This is a genomic window from Allobosea sp. UNC402CLCol, assembly GCF_000745475.1.
Classification (GTDB): Bacteria; Pseudomonadota; Alphaproteobacteria; order Rhizobiales; family Beijerinckiaceae; genus Allobosea; species Allobosea spartocytisi.
In genome coordinates this window covers 1-18661 of sequence record NZ_JQJJ01000005.1, presented here as the reverse complement: position 1 = coordinate 18661, position 18661 = coordinate 1, and the positions used below count along the sequence as shown (strand labels likewise).

16 protein-coding genes and 1 pseudogene are annotated in these 18661 nt (G+C 63.7%); 13 read left to right on the top strand and 4 right to left on the bottom strand.

Annotated features, from left to right (window positions below; all coding sequences use genetic code 11):
* Positions 1-156 precede the first annotated feature (156 nt).
* Positions 157-373, top strand: a pseudogene (locus GY40_RS28150) (ISNCY family transposase); the annotation flags it as partial.
* 334 nt (positions 374-707) lie between these two features.
* On the top strand, positions 708-1361 hold the full coding sequence (locus GY40_RS01805) for a carbonic anhydrase (RefSeq protein WP_248311076.1): 654 nt from the start codon (positions 708-710) through the stop codon (positions 1359-1361).
* 181 nt (positions 1362-1542) lie between these two features.
* On the opposite strand, the gene GY40_RS01800 is transcribed toward GY40_RS01805, so the two are convergent.
* The 3 genes from GY40_RS01800 to GY40_RS01790 all read right to left on the bottom strand — a co-directional run bounded on the left by GY40_RS01800 (position 1543) and on the right by GY40_RS01790 (position 6381).
* Positions 1543-3396, bottom strand: coding sequence for a type II toxin-antitoxin system HipA family toxin (locus GY40_RS01800; RefSeq protein ID WP_038358226.1), 1854 nt, complete (start codon positions 3394-3396; stop codon positions 1543-1545).
* A 130-nt stretch (positions 3397-3526) separates the two neighbouring features.
* Positions 3527-5137, bottom strand: a complete 1611-nt coding sequence (gene ggt / locus GY40_RS01795) for a gamma-glutamyltransferase (protein WP_038358224.1) — start codon at positions 5135-5137, stop codon at positions 3527-3529.
* A gap of 14 nt (positions 5138-5151) precedes the next feature.
* Complete coding sequence (locus tag GY40_RS01790; protein WP_038358222.1) at positions 5152-6381, bottom strand: metal-dependent hydrolase family protein; 1230 nt, start codon at positions 6379-6381, stop codon at positions 5152-5154.
* A gap of 176 nt (positions 6382-6557) precedes the next feature.
* Here GY40_RS01790 and GY40_RS01785 point away from each other — a divergent pair, with 176 nt between their 5' ends.
* From GY40_RS01785 to GY40_RS01760, 6 genes are read left to right on the top strand one after another with little or no spacing between them, the layout of a single operon-like run.
* On the top strand, positions 6558-7400 hold the full coding sequence (locus tag GY40_RS01785; RefSeq protein WP_051987422.1) for an ABC transporter permease: 843 nt from the start codon (positions 6558-6560) through the stop codon (positions 7398-7400).
* Positions 7400-8506 (top strand): ABC transporter ATP-binding protein, encoded by a 1107-nt coding sequence (locus tag GY40_RS01780; RefSeq protein WP_081925060.1) that lies wholly within the window; start codon positions 7400-7402, stop codon positions 8504-8506. The genes GY40_RS01785 and GY40_RS01780 overlap by 1 nt, the downstream gene beginning before the upstream one ends.
* Before the next feature lie 33 nt (positions 8507-8539).
* On the top strand, positions 8540-9589 hold the full coding sequence (locus tag GY40_RS01775; protein ID WP_051987421.1) for an extracellular solute-binding protein: 1050 nt from the start codon (positions 8540-8542) through the stop codon (positions 9587-9589).
* A 2-nt stretch (positions 9590-9591) separates the two neighbouring features.
* Positions 9592-10446, top strand: coding sequence for an ABC transporter permease (locus tag GY40_RS01770; protein WP_038358220.1), 855 nt, complete (start codon positions 9592-9594; stop codon positions 10444-10446).
* A 10-nt stretch (positions 10447-10456) separates the two neighbouring features.
* Positions 10457-11170, top strand: coding sequence for a GntR family transcriptional regulator (locus GY40_RS01765; RefSeq protein WP_038358218.1), 714 nt, complete (start codon positions 10457-10459; stop codon positions 11168-11170).
* 34 nt (positions 11171-11204) lie between these two features.
* Positions 11205-12416 carry a M24 family metallopeptidase gene (locus tag GY40_RS01760; RefSeq protein WP_038358255.1) on the top strand — a complete coding sequence of 404 codons (1212 nt, stop codon included), beginning with the start codon at positions 11205-11207 and terminating at the stop codon, positions 12414-12416.
* Between the two features lie 284 nt (positions 12417-12700).
* Here the strand turns inward: GY40_RS01760 and GY40_RS01755 are convergent, their stop codons facing one another.
* Positions 12701-14089 carry an MFS transporter gene (locus GY40_RS01755; RefSeq protein WP_038358216.1) on the bottom strand — a complete coding sequence of 463 codons (1389 nt, stop codon included), beginning with the start codon at positions 14087-14089 and terminating at the stop codon, positions 12701-12703.
* 111 nt (positions 14090-14200) lie between these two features.
* Between GY40_RS01755 and GY40_RS01750 the strand changes: the two genes are divergently transcribed.
* The 5 genes from GY40_RS01750 to GY40_RS26355 form a co-directional block, all read left to right on the top strand.
* Complete coding sequence (locus GY40_RS01750) at positions 14201-15124, top strand: LysR family transcriptional regulator (RefSeq protein WP_038358214.1); 924 nt, start codon at positions 14201-14203, stop codon at positions 15122-15124.
* A 48-nt stretch (positions 15125-15172) separates the two neighbouring features.
* A complete protein-coding gene (locus GY40_RS26900) occupies positions 15173-15400 on the top strand; it encodes a hypothetical protein (RefSeq protein WP_113253811.1) in 228 nt (75 codons plus the stop codon).
* 120 nt (positions 15401-15520) lie between these two features.
* Positions 15521-15775, top strand: coding sequence for a FitA-like ribbon-helix-helix domain-containing protein (locus GY40_RS01740; RefSeq protein ID WP_038358212.1), 255 nt, complete (start codon positions 15521-15523; stop codon positions 15773-15775).
* The gene (locus GY40_RS01735; RefSeq protein ID WP_038358210.1) at positions 15772-16194 is read left to right on the top strand and encodes a type II toxin-antitoxin system VapC family toxin; all 423 of its coding nucleotides are present in this window, start codon (positions 15772-15774) and stop codon (positions 16192-16194) included. Before GY40_RS01740 ends, GY40_RS01735 begins: the two co-directional genes overlap by 4 nt.
* 283 nt (positions 16195-16477) lie before the next feature.
* On the top strand, positions 16478-18661 hold a 2184-nt coding region (locus tag GY40_RS26355), incomplete at its 3' end, for an autotransporter outer membrane beta-barrel domain-containing protein (protein ID WP_156115838.1).

The following is an 18661-nucleotide window of genomic DNA, read 5'->3' as shown; positions in this document are numbered from 1 at the left end:
CCAAGTCACGGGATTGGTCAGGTCGGTTGCGGTCGATGATTATCAGCTCGTGCGAGCGGGAGACTTGATCGCCGAGATCGAGCCCGCTGACTATGGCATGGGCTGGGTCGAGATGAGTGAGAGAGAACTGCGCCGCGCTGAGGTGCTGGCATCGGTTATGTCACTCAGCAACTCGCCCTGTCGTACGACAACACGCGGATTATTCTGGACGAGACGCCGCTGACGGCTGGGCTGATCGGAAAATACGTCGAGACCTACGAGTTTCCTGATCGACGGCTCGAGGTCCGCTGGAAAGGCGTCGCTCTGCCTCATCGCGTCTTCGACAAAAAGCAGCGCGTGACACACAGCGATCGTCCAGAACAAGCGGCTTGGGGGCAGCAGCTGATTCAATAAACGGCTTGGCTGCACGCGTGATCAGTCGAGGAACCAGCCCTGACGGACTTTTCACATTCGGCGAGCCTAACCGGCTCGGACTCAAGCACATCGCTCATGGGGAATCCCTGCAAAGTTTGGACTTCGCAGCCTCCATTGCCTGTAGCAGTAATGCGGTGCCTGCTGTGAGGTGAGTGCGGCGACAAGGTTGATGAAACGTCGCTTTAGCAGCTCGGATCGCTCGCAGCGCAGGCTGATCTGGGGAGGCTTTAGCTATGTGTGACCTGTGCGCCCGGCCCATATCCGGAATGTCCCGCCGCGGCCTTTTTGCCGGCATGGCAGCCTTCAGCGCCACCGCTGCGCTCTCCCCGCGGGCCTTCGCCGAGGCGGCGCCACAGAATGCGATCACGCCGGACGAGGCGCTGAAGCGGCTGATGGATGGCAATGCGCGCTACGCGGCCAATACGTCGAGCAATCTGGATTATTCGGCCGGCCGGGCCTCGCGGGTCACGGTCCAGCACCCGATCGCCGCAATTCTAAGCTGCGCGGATTCACGCGTTGCGCCGGAACTCGCCTTCGATCAAGGGCCCGGCGATCTGTTCGTGGTTCGCCTCGCCGGCAATTTCGTCAATGCCGATGGGCTGGCGAGCCTCGAATATGCGGTGAAGTTCCTCAACACACCGCTCGTCATGGTCCTTGGCCATTCGCGCTGCGGAGCCATCGATGCCGCGATCAAGGTCGTACGAGACGGGGCGAGCCTGCCGGGCCATCTCCAAGAGATGGTTCGCGAAATCAGGCCCGCCGTCAAAGCTGCCAAGGCCGACAAGCCGGACGATGTGCTCGCTGCGGCGGTTGCAGAGAATATCCGTCGGGGCGTGCGGCGCCTCGAAACGGCCAAGCCGATCCTCGCGGATTTCGTGAGGAGCGGAAAGGTCAAGGTGGTCGGCGCCCATTACGAATTGGCGAACGGGAAAATCACTCTGCTCTGACCGCTCCGCGCGAAATTATCCCGCTAGCTCCGGTCGATCAGCCTTTACCCAAGCGTCTTGTCATGAGGCGGCTCAGCCTGTCGGCAAAGGCGCTCGCATCAGCCGGGCGCTCACCGTAGCAGACACGCATAGACTGCTCCGGCGAGCTTCTGCCCCTACCGGCGCGGCGATTCACTATCTGTCATAGGAAGACTCCGATACGTTCGATAATGATGCCACGCATCGCATCCTCCGCAGTTTTGGTTGCTCCTTCCGCCACTCGCTCCGGCAGCGCCATGCGAAGTGCTGCCTCACGCAAGCGCGTAGCCAGTTCCCCTATCGCCGCCTCGGCCCTGGCCGCCGGCAGATCGATGGTTCGGGCAAGCGTCAGGAAATCCTGACGCGTCAGGCGATCGTCCTTGCCATTGAGTTTCAACGCCATCCGATCGCCGGCAAGGCCCGGGAGCACACGGGTCGTGACCGCATCATAAAGCGGCGCGAACCTCACGGTCGCGAACCGACGTGATCCTGGCTCGGCATACTTCAACAGCGCCAGGTTCTTCAAATGCATGTCGCCGTCGGCGATGAACCAAGCGAACAGGGCGCGCCGGAACAAGATTTCGAGATCGGCGGCCGGATCGGTCGATAACGGGCGCAATCCCCGTGCCATGCGCTCGATCGTGCCGTCATATTTCGCCGAGGCCGGGAGCTCCAAGATCGAGCAGAAGTCCTCCATCGCCAGCATGCGATGGTCATCGGCGCTCCGACGGATGTCGAAGCGCTCGACAAGAAGCGCCGGCGGCATGCCGTCGGGCATCTCGACCAAAGCGGCTTCGGGCACTTCGAAGCCCACCGCCCTGCCGAGTTCGAGACAAAGCCACTCGACGACGGGCAGCGTCTCGAAGCCGGCGGTACCGGCCGGCTTGAAGATATGAGTAAACGGCCGCTCGATGGCCGGCACCAGCAGGCCGTCGGTGGTTAGGCACATCGGCGCCTTGATTCGGACGCCCGACAGGCGTGGGGTTTGGGTCTGAGCATAGAGCAGCGCCAGATTCTGCTCGAAGGTCTCCTCGATCTCGCCCCGCCCCGGGCCCTGATAGTGTCCGGTGAAGCAACCACCCGTCGAGAAGGCCGCGAGTTCACCCTGCAGAACGTCCGCGGCGATCGTTGTAAGTTCCTCAGGGCTTCGGACGATCGCAATGTTGGACATATAGCGCCGGCCCGAGCGTAGCACGCCACGCTCGTCACGCTGATGCAGGACCTGAGCGAGCCACCCCTCCGGCAAGAGGGACTCGATGAATGGCGGCAGCCTGCCCGGCATCGTCTCGCGGATGAGCGGTGGATCGCCGCCTCGCCCGGAAGCCTTCCATCGCCATTCGAAGCCGTCATGGCTCAGATGCCCGAGCGGCGTTCCGTGCCAGGCGACGAGGAATTCCAGTGCCGCCTTGTTGCCGACGATCTTGTCCGCGCCTAATCGCGCCAGCAGGTAGCGCTCTGCCCCCTCGCCTTCGCGATACCAGCCATTCTCACGAGCAAGCCCCCAGACCGCGTCTGCAGCACCTCGGGGCGTCCCGTATTCCTCGACGAGGCGCGCCGCCATCTGCGCCCGCATCGGCTCGGTGATCGCGGTTGCGTGCTCGCTGCGCAGCCGGAAGGCTTCCAGAAAGCGCTGACGCGGGGACGACGCCTCGACGCGGAATTCACCCATGTCGTCACCGACGACGACGACGACGGTCGACGGCTGCGTGGGCGCCTCGTTCTGGACGATCTCAAGCATGCGCAGACGCGTGCGCTGGTTGCGCCGCCCACTGATGAACAACCGCCCATCCGGCGTCGGCCCCAGCAGGCTCGCACTGGCCGACGCCAGATAGGCAGCTGGATAGAGATAGCGGGCGATCCGCACCGCATGGCCAAGCACGGTGGCCTCGATGTCATCCGTCGCGTCGACATAGATGCCGCGGACCAACTGAGTGAGCTCGCCTGCCTGCGCCCGCAAATGGGCGCGCTTGGCGTCGATCGTCTCGCCGACCAGGTGGAGCACGGAATGATCCCGCATTTCAGATGCGCGATCATTCCTCGACAGCCATCACCACGTCAAGAATTATCACGCATCTGAAATGCGCGATAATGCCATTTTCATGAGCCGAAGCTGAGGCGGTCCAACTGCAGTCCAGCCGGAGCGCCTCTCAAAACACGCGAATGGCCATGCCGTCGCGCTGAGGATCGGCACCACCGGCCCAGCCCGACGGTTCGACCTTGATCCCATGCGGCGCGCCGAATGCGTATGATTGATAGGAGCGCGCGACGGGATACCCCAGCGCTTCGAGCTCGTCCGTCACGCGATGCTCGATGCGGTTGGAGACATCGATCGTGTCGCTCAGGCAAACGATGCGGGGCGCCGAGACGGCCTCCGCCATCGTCATGTCGAAGTCGATGACATTGCTCAAGGCCTGCGCGAGGGCCGGCACGATAAACGTCCCGCCTGGAGCTCCCAGCGCCATCACCGGGCGCTCGCCCTCGAACACGATGGTCGGCGCCATGGCGCTGCCCCGCGCCTTGCCTGGCGCGATGGAGCCGGCTCTTCCCGGCCGCGGATCAAACCCGCTCATGGTGCCGTTGTACATGAAGCCGAGGCCGGGAGTGATAGCGCCGGACGGCTGGCCGAGCGTATGCGTGATCGTCACGGCATTGCCGTCATCGTCCATGACGCAGCAGACGGTGGTGTCCGGCGGATCCTTCGCGAGCGCGGAGCGCGCGACATGCGCCTTTTCGCCGGCCCGGATGCGGGACGCATGGGCTGCGGCATGCGCCTGCGACAGCAGCATCTCGATCGGGACGTCGACGAAATCGGGATCTCCCATGTGGGCGTCCTTGTCGATGGTCATCCACTTCATCGCCTCCGCCAGGATCCGCAGATGCTCGGCCGAATTATGGGTGAGCGAGGCAAGTTCGAACTCTTGCAGGATCTGCATCAAACCGATCAACGAGACACCGCCCGCGGCCGGCGGGTTACCGGCAATGCGCAGCCCGCGATACTCCCCCCAAACGGGGGCCTTCTCACGCACCTGGTAGGCGGCCAGATCGGCTTGCGAAATCAGACCGCCATGGGCCGCCATGTCGGCGGCGACCTGCTCGGCAATCTCTCCGGTGTAGAAGATGGCCGGGCCGGCCGCCGCGATGCGCTCGAGCGTGTGCGCGAGGTCGGGGTTCGAGACGATGTCGCCCGGCCGCTTCAGCGATCCGTCAGGGTGGAAATAGATCGCACGACCGGTCTCGCTCAGGCGCAGCTTGTCCTCCGTGTTGACCTGGCCCATCGCGCGCTGGTCGATCGCCCAATAATAATGGACGTAGGGGCGGACCATGAAGCCCTGACGGGCCTGACGGATCGCCGGAGCCATGACATCCTTCAGCTCCATCGTGCCGAAGCGTGCCAGGGCCTCGCAGTAGCCCTTGACGTTGCCGGGCGTGCCGGCGGCGAGATGACCGCATTCGTTGGCGTGGCCGTCGAGCAGGAATACGAAACCGTCGCGGGTCTGACCGACGAAACGGTCCGCCCACATCTCGGCCGTGGCCGAGAACGGAGCCCTGGCCAGGAACTCCAGAACCGTGTGCACGCCGCGCTTCGGCATGCTGATCTGCATCGCGCCAAACCCGCCGATCCCGCACATCTGAGGATCGACGACACCCTGGCTGAAGGCGCAGGCGATCGCGGCGTCGACGGCGTTGCCGCCGCGCCTCAGCATTTCGGCGCCCGTTTCCGCCGCTTCGGGCTGGGCCGCGACGATCATTCCGCGCATGACGGGTCTCTCGCCTAGTTCAGTTCGTTCTTGAAGAAGCGCCCGCCCCTCATGATGGCGCGCAGTGCCCGGCCATCGTTCTGGAACAGGGTCGGGTCTTGAGTCGGGTCGCCATCGACGACCAGCAGATCGGCATATGAACCGGGCGCCAGCACCCCGATCTCGCCTTCCATGCGACAAAGCTTCGCCGCCATCGTCGTCGCTGACTCCACCACCTCACGCAGCGGTAGAACCCGCGCACGAAGCTCGAATTCGAGCGTCTGGTACTTCTGGAGCTGCCCGAGCAGGTCCGATCCGTAGCCCATCGGCAGCCCGGCATCGCGCATGATCGACAGCGATTCCATGCCGCCCTTGCGCACAGTTTCAATCTTGGCGGCCGATTCAGGCCTCAGTCCGAACGCGGTCCCCTCGCGTGCAAGCCCTTCATAGGCAGCGAGCGTGGGCACGGCAAAACAGCCCGCCTCGGCCGCCTTTCTCGCTGTGTCCGGCTGGATCAGGTTGCAATGCTCGAGCGAATGGACGCCGCATTCGACGGCTCTGGCGATCGCCTTGTCGGTGTAGAGATGGGCGGCGACATAAGTCCCGGCGTTCTCCGCTTCCTCCACGGCCGCACGAATTTCATCGCGGGAAAAACCCAGTGCATGAATGGGGTCATTCGGCGATGCGACCCCGCCATTGGCCATGATCTTGACGAACGTCGCGCCGGCTCGAAGCTGCTCGCGCGCGGCGAGGCGAACGGCATCGACGCCGTCGCAGAGCTGGCCGACCTGGCCCAGACGACCCGAATAGAGCGGACGCGTTTCGGACCTGTCCCGCGGATCGGAGTGGCCACCGGTCTGACTCAGGGCCTTGCCGCAGATGATCAGGCGCGGCCCCTCGATCAGCCCCTCTTCTACGGCCATGACGAGGCCGAGATCAGCGCCGCCCAGATCCCGCACTGTCGTGAACCCCCGCATCAGCATCGCATTCATCACGCGCGCCGTCCGCAATGCGACAAGGGAAGACGGGGTCATCGCGTTCTGCACGCCGTTGACGACGGCTGAAACGACATGGACGTGCATGTCGATCAAGCCCGGCATGAGGGTCCGGCCGCCGAGCGCAATGCGCGTCGCCGAGCGAGACGTGATCGGGCGGTCGGACAGTTCTTGGACGCGATCGCCCTCGATCAGGATTTCGATGCCTTCGATCAGGCGATCATGCTCGGGCGAAAGGAAACGCCCTCCCGCGAAGATCGTCTGGCTCATCGGCTGCCTCCAGGTGGTGAGCAAGAAATGCGATCGCGACCGCAACTGCAGGCGCAGCCCGACCCGCCAACCGTTTCACAGATATCAAAAGCCGGCAATTGCATAATGGAGATTTTATCCAATTGACAGAGACAGTGCGCCTCCGCTTTCCTGAGCAGAACCAGAGGGGATGTTGGTTGGCGAACGCGATCCAATCCGCAACGCCGAGCACGCGGGGGGCATGGCTCTCCAAGCTCGTCGTGACGGTGCTGATAACGGCCGGCGTGGTGCTGATGATCGTGCCGCTGCTGATGACGGCCTATATGAGCCTGTTCGCCGATGGCGTGGTGACGTTTCCGCCCAGCGGTTACACCCTGTCGTGGTACGGACGGCTGGCGGAGTTCCCGAAATTCGGCCAGTCACTCGGCACGAGCCTGCGCGTTGCCTTCACCGCGACCCTGCTGAGCCTCCTGATCGGAGTGCCCGCCAGCATTGCGCTCGTGCGCTACCGCTTCATCGGCCGCGGATTGCTCAATGTTTTGCTGTTGTCGCCGCTGACGGTGCCAGGCGTGGTGATCGGGCTCGGTCTCTATGTCCTGATGGTCGATATCGAAATCCGCTCTGAGATCCCGCTCATCGGCTCGGATTGGGTGCTCGTGCTGGCGCATCTGCTGATCACGACGCCGTGGGTGGTTCGGCTGTGCGTTGCCAATCTCGTCCAGCTCGACCGCTCAATCGAAGAGGCGGCCGCAAATCTGGGCGCCCCGCCCGCCCGCGTGCTTTGGAGCGTGACCTTGCCGATGATGCGACAGGGCATCGTCGCAGCCGCCCTTTTTGCTTTCATCGTCTCTTTCGAGAACATCGAGCTGACGCTGTTTCTGATCAGCCCCGGCATGATCACCTTTCCCATCTCGGTGCTGCAATATCTCGAGTACCGCTTCGATCCGCTGGTCGCTTCGGTGGTGGTTGTCCAGACCGCTGTCATCGCCTTGCTGCTGCTGGCGATCGATCGGTACGTCAAGCTGAGCAAGGTCGTCTGATGAGCCAGGATCCTTATCTCCGCATCGAAGGTCTGACCAAGGTCTATGGCGCCACGACCGCCGTCGACAATGTCAATCTCGACGTCACCCGCGGCGAGATGCTGGTGCTTCTCGGCCCCTCGGGCTGCGGCAAGACGACGACCCTGCGCCTCGTCGCTGGCTTCGTTGCCGCCTCACACGGCCGTATCCTGCTCGAAGGCAGGGATTACGCGGCCCTGCCGCCCTATCAGCGCGAGATGGGGATGGTTTTCCAGAGCTATGCGCTGTTCCCCCACCTTACCGTCGCGCAGAACGTCACCTTCGGACTGCGCATGCGCAAGTTGCCGAAGACCGAGATCGACCGGCGGCTCGAAGAGACGTTGGCCATGGTCAAGCTGACTGCGATGGCCGACCGCTATCCGCGCCAGCTCTCCGGCGGCCAGCAGCAGCGCGTCGCACTGGCCCGCGCCTTGGCGATCCGGCCGAAGGTGCTGCTGCTGGACGAGCCACTCTCCAACCTGGACGCCAATCTGCGGCAATCCGTGGCCCGCGAGATCAGGCAGTTGCAGAAGGCCGCCGGGCTGACGGCGCTGATGGTCACGCATGATCAGGACGAGGCCATGACGATGGCCGACCGTCTCGTGCTGATGAGCGAAGGCAAGGTTCAGCAGGTCGGGACGCAGGAGGAGCTTTACGAGGAGCCGCTCAACCCGTTCGTCGCCCGCTTCATCGGCCACAGCAATCTGGTCAAGGGCGAACTGGTCGATTCAGACAGCTTTCGCTTGCCGGGAGGCGCTGTGCTGAAGCTCGCCAATCGCTACGATGCCCGCGGCCCTCATATATTGGCGTTGCGGCCGGAGCGCGTCCGCTTGAGTGACGACAACGGCTCGGCCGCGCCGCGCGGCCGAGTCACGGTCGAGGACGCGACCTATGTCGGCGGCCATATCGACTATCTCCTCGCCTTTCCGGGAGGAGGCCATCTCGAGCTTCACGAGCCGACCGGGGCGGTCGGTGGCACCCGCCGCATACCGGGCGAGACGACCGGGATTACCTGGGACGGGGTCAACGAACGCCTTTTCGATGAGAATAACGTCGCCGTCAGCGCGGCACCGGCTCTTGCGGCCTGATCCATTTCGACGCGACGACAACAGGAGTTTGAGATGAGCCACGACACCAAGCCGAGCCGCCGCACGATCCTTGCTCTGGCCGCGGGCGCGGGCACAGCGCCGATCTTCGCTCCAGCCATCCTTCGGGCTCAGGAGGCCACGGGCCGGGTGGTGATGAGCACCTGGGGCGGCGACTATGCCAAGCTCCTGACGCAGAACATCGAGGACCCACTGCTCAAGCCGAAGGGCATCGAGGTCGTCCAGGACGCAGGCACCGAGCCGACGCGCGTCGCCAAGGCGATCGCGCAGCGGCGTCTCCCGCGTGGCAGCGTCGACGTCATCGCGGTGCAGGCACCTGCCGCCTATGATCTCGAAGAGTCCGGCATGCTCGAGCCGCTCGACGAGAGCAAGGTGCCGAACCTGAAATACGTGCAGTCGACCTTCGCGACCCCCTACGCGATCCCGCACATCTACAGCCCGCAGGTCATCGCCTACAGCCCCGAGCGGGTGAAGACGCCGCCGAAGAGCTTCACCGAGATGGAGGCCTATGGAGGCAAGGTCGGCATCCTCGACAACAGCTACATCTGGGTGGCCATGGCGGCTGCCCTGAAGAACCAGGGCGATCCGGGCAAGATCGTGGACGCCAAGGCTCCTCTCGAGAAGCTGATCAGGGCCGGCGCCAAGGCCTACACATCCACCGAGGCCTTCGCGCCGGCGATCAAGTCCGGCGAGATCGATGTCGGGCTGGTCTGGCATGCACGCGTCCTGTTCTGGACCAAGGGCGGCGTCGAGATGCGCTCGTCTTTCCCGACGGAGGGCTGCATGACCTATGTCTCCAGCATGTGCGTTTTGAAGAACGCGCCCAACAAGGCGGCCGCGTTCGCCTATCTCAACGCCGCGCTGGATCCGCAGGCCCAGCGAGGCTTCGCAGCGACGATGGGTTATCACCCGACCATCACCAATGCCGCGCTCGAGGGTGAGGTCGCAAAGAACCTCGCTCTTCCCGAGCCGGCACCGAAGTTGATCCCCGCGCCTTACCCGCAGCTTAGCGCCGTCCGCGACGACATGAACGATTGGTGGCGCCGCACTCTCGAGCGGCGCTAATCATGACCCGCCGCCGGCCCGAGGGGCTCACCGCTTCGCTGCTCATCGGGCCGGCGACGCTCGTCGTCCTGCTCTCGCTCGTTCTGCCGCTGGCTCTGCTCGCGCGGTACAGCCTGAACCGCTACGACAGGCGGACCTTCATGGTCGAGGCGTTCACGCCGGAGAACTATCTCCGCTTCGTCACCGATCCCTTCTATACCGGCGTGCTGTGGACCACATTCAGCATCGCCATCGTCACGACGCTGCTCTGCCTGCTGATGGGCTTTCCGATCGCCTACAAGCTCGCCCGCTCGCAAAGCCGCTGGAAGTCGATCGGCGTCCTGCTGATCATCCTGCCGCTCTTCATCGGCTCGACCGTGCGGGCCCTGGGCTGGATGGGGGTGCTCGGTCGCGGCGGCATCGTGGATGCGATCTATGGCGCGATGGGGGGGACGGGCATCTCGCTACTTTATACCTCTTTCGCCGTCGGCCTCGGCATTTTGTCGATCAACCTGCCCTATATGATCCTGACGCTGCAGAGCGTCATCGAAGGCATCGATGCACGGGTGGAGGAAGCGGCGGACAGCCTGGGCGCTTCGCCGCCGCGGCGCTTCTGGCATGTGGTGCTGCCGCTGGCGCTGCCCGGCATCGCGACCGGCGGCATCCTGGTTTTCATCCTGGCGATGAACGCCTATGCGACGCCGTTTCTGCTGGGCGGCGCAAGGTTCCAGATGATGGCGCCGATGCTGTATCGGGAGTTCGCGGTCAACAACAACTGGCCCTTCGCGGCGGCCATCGCCTTCATCTTGATGCTGACGACCTTGACGTTGACCGCCCTGTCGAGCCTGCTGGTCCAGCGCCGCTATCGCGCCCAATAGGAAGACCAGCATGGTCGAAGCCACCTCCTCTCCCCTCTCGCCATTTCGCCAGACGATGACCGGAGCGGCCGTCGTTGAACTGCGCCGCCGCATCCTTTCGGGCGCGGTCGCAGCCGGCGAAGCTCTCCGGCAGGATGCGCTGGCTCGCGAGTTTGGCATCAGCCGCATTCCGATCCGCGAAGCCTTCCGTCAGCTCGCTGCCGAGGGGCTGGTGACGTTGCACCCTCATCGCGGGGCTGTGGTCACGGCCCTTTCTGCCACTGACATTGCCGAGCTTTTCGATTTGCGCGCCACGCTGGAGCCGGATTTGATGAGACGGGCTGTGCCCCGCCTGCGCGATCGCGACCTCGCCCATGCCGAGCAGATTCTGTCCGATTACAGCGAGGCGATCAGGGTCGGCGATCTCGATGCCTGGGGCGAACTCAACACGGAGTTCCATCTCTCGCTCTACCGGGCGGCCGACCGCAGCCAGACCTTTGCAATCGTAAAGGTCCTGCTGGCCAACACCGACCGCTACACCCGCGTTCAGCTCGCCATGGCGGATGGAGCGACGGCAAGGGCAAAGCAGGAGCACGCCGAGTTGTTGGCGTTTTGCCGCGCCGGTGACGCGCAGCGCGCCGCCGAATTGACGCTGCGGCATGTCGAGGCAGTGAGACGCGATCTTTTGTCCCTGCTGCAACCGGCCGAGCCGGTGGCCGACGAAACGCCGAGGCCTCCCGCCTAAACGGCAGACCGTTTTACTCGAAAGGATGACGACGATGACGATAGGCGTGGGCGGCTCGAACTTTGACGCCGAATTGGCCAAGCTGAAGCCGATGACGGATGGCATCGAGCCGATCTCCGTGACGGAGTTCAAGGCCCGCATCGCCAAGGCGCAGGCCTTGATGCGTGAGCAGGGGCTCCAGGCGCTCTATCTCGATACCTCGACCAGCCTCGCCTATTATACCGGCATTCAGCTCAACCTCACGGAGCGCCTTCACGGCGCGATCATTCCGGCCGAAGGAGAGATCGTATATCTCAGCCCCGCCTTCGAAGAACCGAAGACGCGCGAATACATGAAGTTCGGCGAGGATGTGCGCTGCTGGGAGGAGCACGAGGATCCGACCGAGCTCGTCGTCGAGACGATCCGCAGCCTGGGCTATGAGAGTGGCCAGGTTGCGCTCGATCCTCACACGCCGTTCTTCATCGTCGATGGCTTGCGCAAGGCCGGCAACCGCTACTCCTTCGTCCACGGCAACATCATCACCGCGGCCTGCCGGCAGCTGAAATCGCTCGCCGAGATCGCGCTCATCCAGCGTGCCATGGACATCACCATGGAAGTTCACAAGGCGGCCGCTCGCGCACTGCAGCCCGGCGTGACAACCGCGCAGGTCAAGATCTTCCTCGACCAGGCACACCGCAAGCTCGGCATGAGCTGGACGAGCGGCGCAGCGCAGTTCGGCGAGGCGACGGCCTATCCTCATGGCGTGCCCTACGAGCAGACGCTCGCCGAGGGCGACATGGTGCTGATCGACATGGGCACGAAGGTCGGCGGCTACCGCTCGGACATCACCCGCACCTATGTCTTCGGCGAGCCGAGCGATCGGCAGCGCGAAATCTGGGACCTCGAGAAGCGGGCGCAGCTCGCCGGCCTCGCAGCCGCTCAGCTTGGTGCCCCCTGCGAAAACGTCGACTTTGCAGCGCGCGGCGTCATCGAGGCGGCCGGCTACGGCCCCGGCTACAAGGTTCCCGGCTTACCTCACCGCACGGGCCACGGGCTCGGCCTCGACGTCCACGAGGAATCCTTCATGGTCAAAGGCAACAAGACGCCGCTGCAGGTCGGGATGTGCTTCTCGGTCGAGCCGATGATGTGCATCTACGGTGAGTTCGGCGTGCGCCTCGAGGATATCGCCTACATGACCGAGGACGGCGCCCGGTGGTTCACTCAACCCGCGCACACTGTCGATGATCCATTTGCCTATGAGAAGTGAGGCTACTTTCACACGGCCGATGGATAAGTGCCGAATAGCTGTAGTCTTGCGTCAGGGGATTAAGCCGCTCTCGCGGCGGGGCTAGCGGGCGCCGGCGGTGCTGCGGATGATGATGTAGGGGCGGCCGAGCCATCTGGGGATCGAGGGTTCACCTCACCTCAGACGGGAGCCTCCCATGACGCGCCGCCTTTTCGCGGAGAACGATCTGGTGGAGGATTATCGCACCCTTATCGCACTCGATCGAGTGAAGGCGGAGATGGAGGTGGTCATTCCGCAGCCATAGCTCACACTCCCAGCCACGTCACGACGGCACCGATCAGCAAGAGGATCGCGGACGACAGAAAGATGGCCGTGCTTCCGATTTGAATGTTCTCCGGCCCGCCAGCGACGAGAGAGCCAAAAAGCGCGATACCGATGGCCCCGCCGACTTGCCGGGCCGTCGTCAGGACTCCGGAAGCGGTGCCAGATCGGGTGCGCTCGATTTTGGCCAATGCCGCCGACATCATCGCCGGAGCAGCCACGCCGGTGCCAATCGAAATCAGACAGAGGCCTATCGCCAGGATCGGAAAGGACGTCGCTGGTCCAAGCCCTTCTGCCAAGAGCACGATGTTGCCGGCGGCGGCAGTGGTCATGCCGACGATCATTGGAGCGTGAAAGCCGACCCTCGCGCCGACCTTCCCGCCAGCGAGGTTTGCGAACATGATGACGGCGGTCAGCGGCATGAAGGCCAATCCGGCCGTGGCCGGTGAATAACCCCGAACTTCTTGAAAATACAGGCTAAGAACGAACACCAGGCCGAAAAAGGTCAGGCTGATGACGGTCCCGACATAGGCTGCCGACGAAAATCCGGGAACGCGAAACAACCCGAAGTGGAGCATTGGCGCACAAACCGTTGCCTCGAAGCGAAAGAAGGCGATGCCGAGGACAATTGCGAGGCCGAAGCCTGCCAGCACAAAAGGTTCGCTCCATCCGAGCCGGCCGGCCTGGATGACCGTACCTGTGAGGATGAACAGGCAGACCGCAGCCAGGAGAAGCCCAACGATATCAAATCGACCCTCCGCCTTCCTGCTTGTCTCGCGAACTTTGGTCCAGGTCCAAAAGAGCCCCAGTGAGCAGAGCGGCAGGTTGAGGAGAAAAATCGGACGCCAGCCCAGCCACGATATGAGAAAGCCGCCGACGACCGGACCGGCTGCGACCGCCAGCGCGCCGGACGCGCTCCACCATCCGATGAGACCAATCCGTGCCCTCTCATCGTCCTCGCTGGCATGCGCTATCAAGGCGAGCGACGTCGGCAGGATCAACGCCGCGCCAACGCCCTGAAGGGCGCGCGCGGCGATCAGCATCGCTGCGGACGAGGCGAGACCGCAGCCGAGTGAGGTGCATCCAAAGAGGGCAAGACCCGTCACGAATATTCGCCGGCTACCGAACCGATCGCCGGCGACGCCGGCGGTAAGCAGAAGCGTCGCGAATCCGAGGGAGTAGGCGTCGATAATCCATTGGAGCTCCGACATTCCGACTGAGAATTCCGCCGCGATCTGCGGCAGTGCGACATTGGCGATGGTGATGTCGAGTTGGACGATCACGAAGCCGATGCTGGTGGTGATGAGCGTCCAGCCCGCCGGTCCCCTGAGGCGACGAACTCGGCTCGGCGTCTCCGGGGCAAGGCCAGTCATTCCGATTCTTTCAGGCGAATTGCGATCGCTTGAAAGTGGCCAATAGTATTGAATAATTGAACCGGCCTATCAATGTATAGCTTATGAAGCTGACCTTCATAATGGGACGCCATGCCCCGTCGCGATCCATTCGATGGCCTGTCGGTATTCCTCGCTGTGGCCGAACGAGGCACTTTCCGCGCGGCCGCAGAAGAGATCGGCGTGACACCGGCCGCGGTAGGCCAGGCGATCCAGTCATTGGAACGCCGTCTCGGGCTTCCCCTGTTTCATCGCACGACACGCAAGGTGAGCTTGACCGAGGCCGGCGCCATACTGCTTGGCAAATTGCGGCCTGCGGCCAGCGCGATCGCGCAAACGCTCGGCGAGCTCGATCAATTGCGGGGGCGGCCATCGGGCCTGCTTCGCCTGTGCGTCCATCGGCTTGCCCTGCCCCTTGTCCTCGAACCGCTTCTCCCGGCATTTCGCCAAGCCTATCCCGACGTGGCGGTAGAGGTCGGCGTGGAGGACGCCGACATCGATGTAGTTTCGGGCGGGTTCGACGCCGGCATTCGCATCGGCGAATACATCGAAAAGGACATGATCGCGGTCGGCGTATCACCGCCATTCCGCTGGCTGGTACTTGGCGCGCCTTCATATTTCGCAGATCGCGGCACGCCAGGGACACCAGATGACTTGGCAGAGCACGAATGCATTCGCTTTCGTTTTCCGAGATCGAAATCGATCTATGACTGGGAGTTCGTTCGCGGCGATGGCGCCGTCTCAATTCGGCCGAACGGGAGCACGATCGTAAACGACAGCGGCCTCTTGCGATCGCTTGCCGTTCAGGGATTGGGACTCATCTACACTTCTGATCGGGCTGCGGAGGCCGAATTGGAATCCGGAGCGCTTGTAGCCTGCCTGGAGAGCTTCGCTCCGCCGCCCGACAGGCTCTACCTCTATTTCCCGGCACTCAGCGCATCGCAGCCCAAACTTCGTGCCTTCATCGACATGGCGAAGAAGCTGCCTTCGACGCCGCGTAGGATCACTCGCGCTTAGATTTCTAGCCGCACCTCCTACGCGCGAACACTTCTGCACACATGGACCGTGACGGACGACTGGCCCGATCCCGTGCCGGTGACAGAAGCCGAGATCGAGGTATTCGAGCGATGGTTGAGCGACGTGGCGCTGATCTTCGCCGCGCCTGCCGCCGTCGCAGGCTATGCGCTGGTTCACGGAATCACTAAGGAGGCCGTGCCATCCGACATCTGGCGGCAAATTTCTGTATCGTCGGCGGAGGATTCGTTGGCATCGCTGCGTGGATGCGACTGGTAGCGGGCATCGGTCAGCCCGCGAGATAACGGGTTGCCCTACGGATGAGGGCGCGCCTAGCGATCTGATGGCACATTGTCTATATTGATAGCGTCGCTATCAGTAAGAGAAAGACGCCATCATATGCCCGCCGTCACCATTCGCAACCTGTCCGAAGAGGCCCACCGCGCCCTCAAGGTGCGCGCGGCCCATCATGGCCGCAGCGCGGAAGCCGAAATGCGCGACATTCTGGAAACGGCGGTTCGCCCCGCCAACCGCCTTCGCATCGGCTCAGCCCTGTCGGCATTGAGCCGGAAGGCCGGGCTGACCAATGCCGATTTTGAGGCGCTGGAACAGGACCGCGATCGGACACCCGCCATGCCCATGAGCTTTGAATGATCGTTCTGGATACGAATGTCGTCTCCGAGGCGATGAAGCCGGAGCCAGCTCCCGCCGTGCGTGACTGGCTCGACGAGCAGGCCGCCGAAACCCTCTACCTTGCCAGCGTGACCGTCGCGGAGCTGCTGTTCGGCATCGGCGCGCTGCCGGACGGGCGGCGCAAGCAGATGCTCGCCACCACGCTCGATGGGCAGCTTGCCCTGTTCGGCGGCAGAATCCTTCCTTTCGATACGGATGCCGCTCGCCGTTATGCTGACATCGCGGTTGCGGCGCGTAACGCGGGCAAGGGCTTTCCGACACCGGACGGCTATATCGCAGCCATCGCAGCCGCTCACGGCTTCGCCGTCGCCACGCGTGACACCAGCGCCTTCCATGCGGCGAACGTCCCTGTGATCGACCCGTGGAAGGCGGGACGCTGAGGACGCGATGATGATCCTTTTCTTGCGGCCAATTGCATCGGACTCGCGCGTCACATAACCGCGCTGCTCCAAGGCCAGGATCATTTTCGCGGCGGCTTGAAAATGTCGGGTTCCGGAGCGAGGAAAAATTATTCTCCCCCGGCGCAATCACAGCGACAGCACGCCACTTCGGTCCACCGATACAGCCCACTGTAACACCGCATTCTTCTTATCCTGGCACAACGATTGCCTGGCGGAGCGAATCATATAAGCGCAGCCTTGGGTTGGCCTACGGAGACAGACGATGCATGCGGGCGCGGGCGGGCGTTTTCGGTACGATCTGAAACTCACCAAGGTAGGCCGGAGAAGGGGTTGGCTTCTTGCTGGCGTCAGCGGCGCCGCTTTGGCCCTGATCTGTTGGTTGCCGACGACAGTTTCGGCGGCCGATTTCACCGCCGGAAACGACCAGCAACTTCGCGATGCGATTGTCGCAGCCAATGCCAGCCCCGATGCCAGCTCGACGATTCGGCTCACCGGCAGCTTTGCGGTCTCGGGTACCGGCATCACGGTCCTGACGCACCCGATCACGATCGACACGCAGGGCTTCACCCTGACCGGCATCGATGGCACCGGTGCCACCGCCCTCAATTTCCAGCCACCGGGAGTTGGGGGCAATACGGTTACGTTTATCGGCACACTTATAGGCGCCGATAGCGCTACTGGCACAGGTCAGGTCGGGCTGGGCAGCAGCCGCGTGGGCCTTATCAATTACGGCTCGATCATCGGCGGCGGCGGCGATGTGTCGGGCGCTCCGGGCGTTCGCTTCAACAACCCGAACGCGCCGATCATCAATAACGGCCTGATACAGGGCGGCAACGGCACAACCAATGGAGGCGGCGCCGGCATCGATTTGGCTGGCACCATGGTTCCTGCCACATTGACCAACAACGGCACAATTCGCGGTGGAACAGGTCCTGCAGTTGGCGGCGCCGGCGTCCTCGCGCGTATTGGCGTCAGTCAGATCGCGAACAGCAGCACCGGCGTGATTGAAGGCGGTGCCGGAGGAGTCGGCATAACCACGAGCGGGGCTACAGTCGGAATTAACCTCGTCAATAGGGGAACCGTCAGGGGTGGCGCGGGTGCATTCGCGATCAGCACCAACGGGACCGGTGGCAACCTCGACATCATCAATAGCGGCACGATTCGGGCCGGCGCCGGCCAAGCCACGGCTATTCAGATCTCCCCCTCTTCAACCAGCGCGATCCACCTGGAGCTTCAGGACGGCTCGCAGATCTTCGGCAACGTCATCGCGAACCCGGCTGCGGTCGGTGACAGCCTTCGTCTCAGCGGAACGGCCAGCAACAGTCTTGATCTTTCCCAGTATCAGAATTTCGACAGCTTCGAGAAGGTCGGGACCGGCACCTGGTCCTTGACGGGCACCAGCAGCTTCACCGGCCCAACCAGCATTGCTGGCGGCACGCTTTCGGTGAACGGCTCGCTCGCCGGCTCGGCGGTGACGGTCCAGTCCGGCGCGACGCTCGCCGGCAGCGGCACGGTGGGGGCGACGACGCTGCTCGGCGGCAGCCGCATTGCGCCGGGCAACTCGATCGGCACTTTGACGGTGAACGGCGCCTTCGCGCAGAGCGCGGGCTCGTCCTACCAGGTCGAGGTCGACCCTGGCACGGTGACGTCGGATCTGATCAAGGTGAACGGCACGGCGACACTGGCGACCGGTGCCGGCCTGTCCGTCGTGAACTATACCGGGTCGCCCTATGTTCTTGGCCAGCGCTATACCATCCTCACCTCGACCGGGTTGACCGGAACCTATGGCTTTCCCGAGCAGGTGCTGACGCCGTTCCTAAGCCTGCGCGACAGCTACGATGCTCGCAACGCTTATCTGACGGTCGTGCAGACCCAGACCGCCGGCAGCATCGGCACGAGCCCCAACGAGGTCGAGGTCGGCAAGAGCATCGACAGCCTGCCCGGCGGCGATCCGGTCCAGAGCGGCGTCTACAACCAGGCCAGCATCGATGCGGCCGGGCGGGCGCTGAATGACCTTTCCGGCGAGATCCACGCCTCTGCCAAGACGGCCCTGATCGAAGACAGCTGGTTGTTGCGTACGGCAATCAACGACCGGCTGCGCTCTGCCTTCGGCAGCGTCGGCTCGGTCACGCTGAACTACGGCTACAGCGCGGATCTGGCCCCGAGCGTGAAAGGGCCAATGCCTCTGCCGCAGACGGACCGCTTCGCAGTCTGGGGCCAGGGCTATGGCTCATGGGGCCGGACCGATAGCGACGGCAATGCCGCGAGGCTGAAGCGCTCGACCGGCGGCTTCCTGGTCGGCGCCGATGCGGCGGTCTACGACAATCTGCGCTTCGGCGTCGTTGCCGGCTACAGCCGCAGCGACTTCGACGTGAACAGCCGCCTGTCTTCCGGCGAGAGCGACAACTACCATCTCGGCCTCTATGGCGGCGGGCAGTGGGGGGCA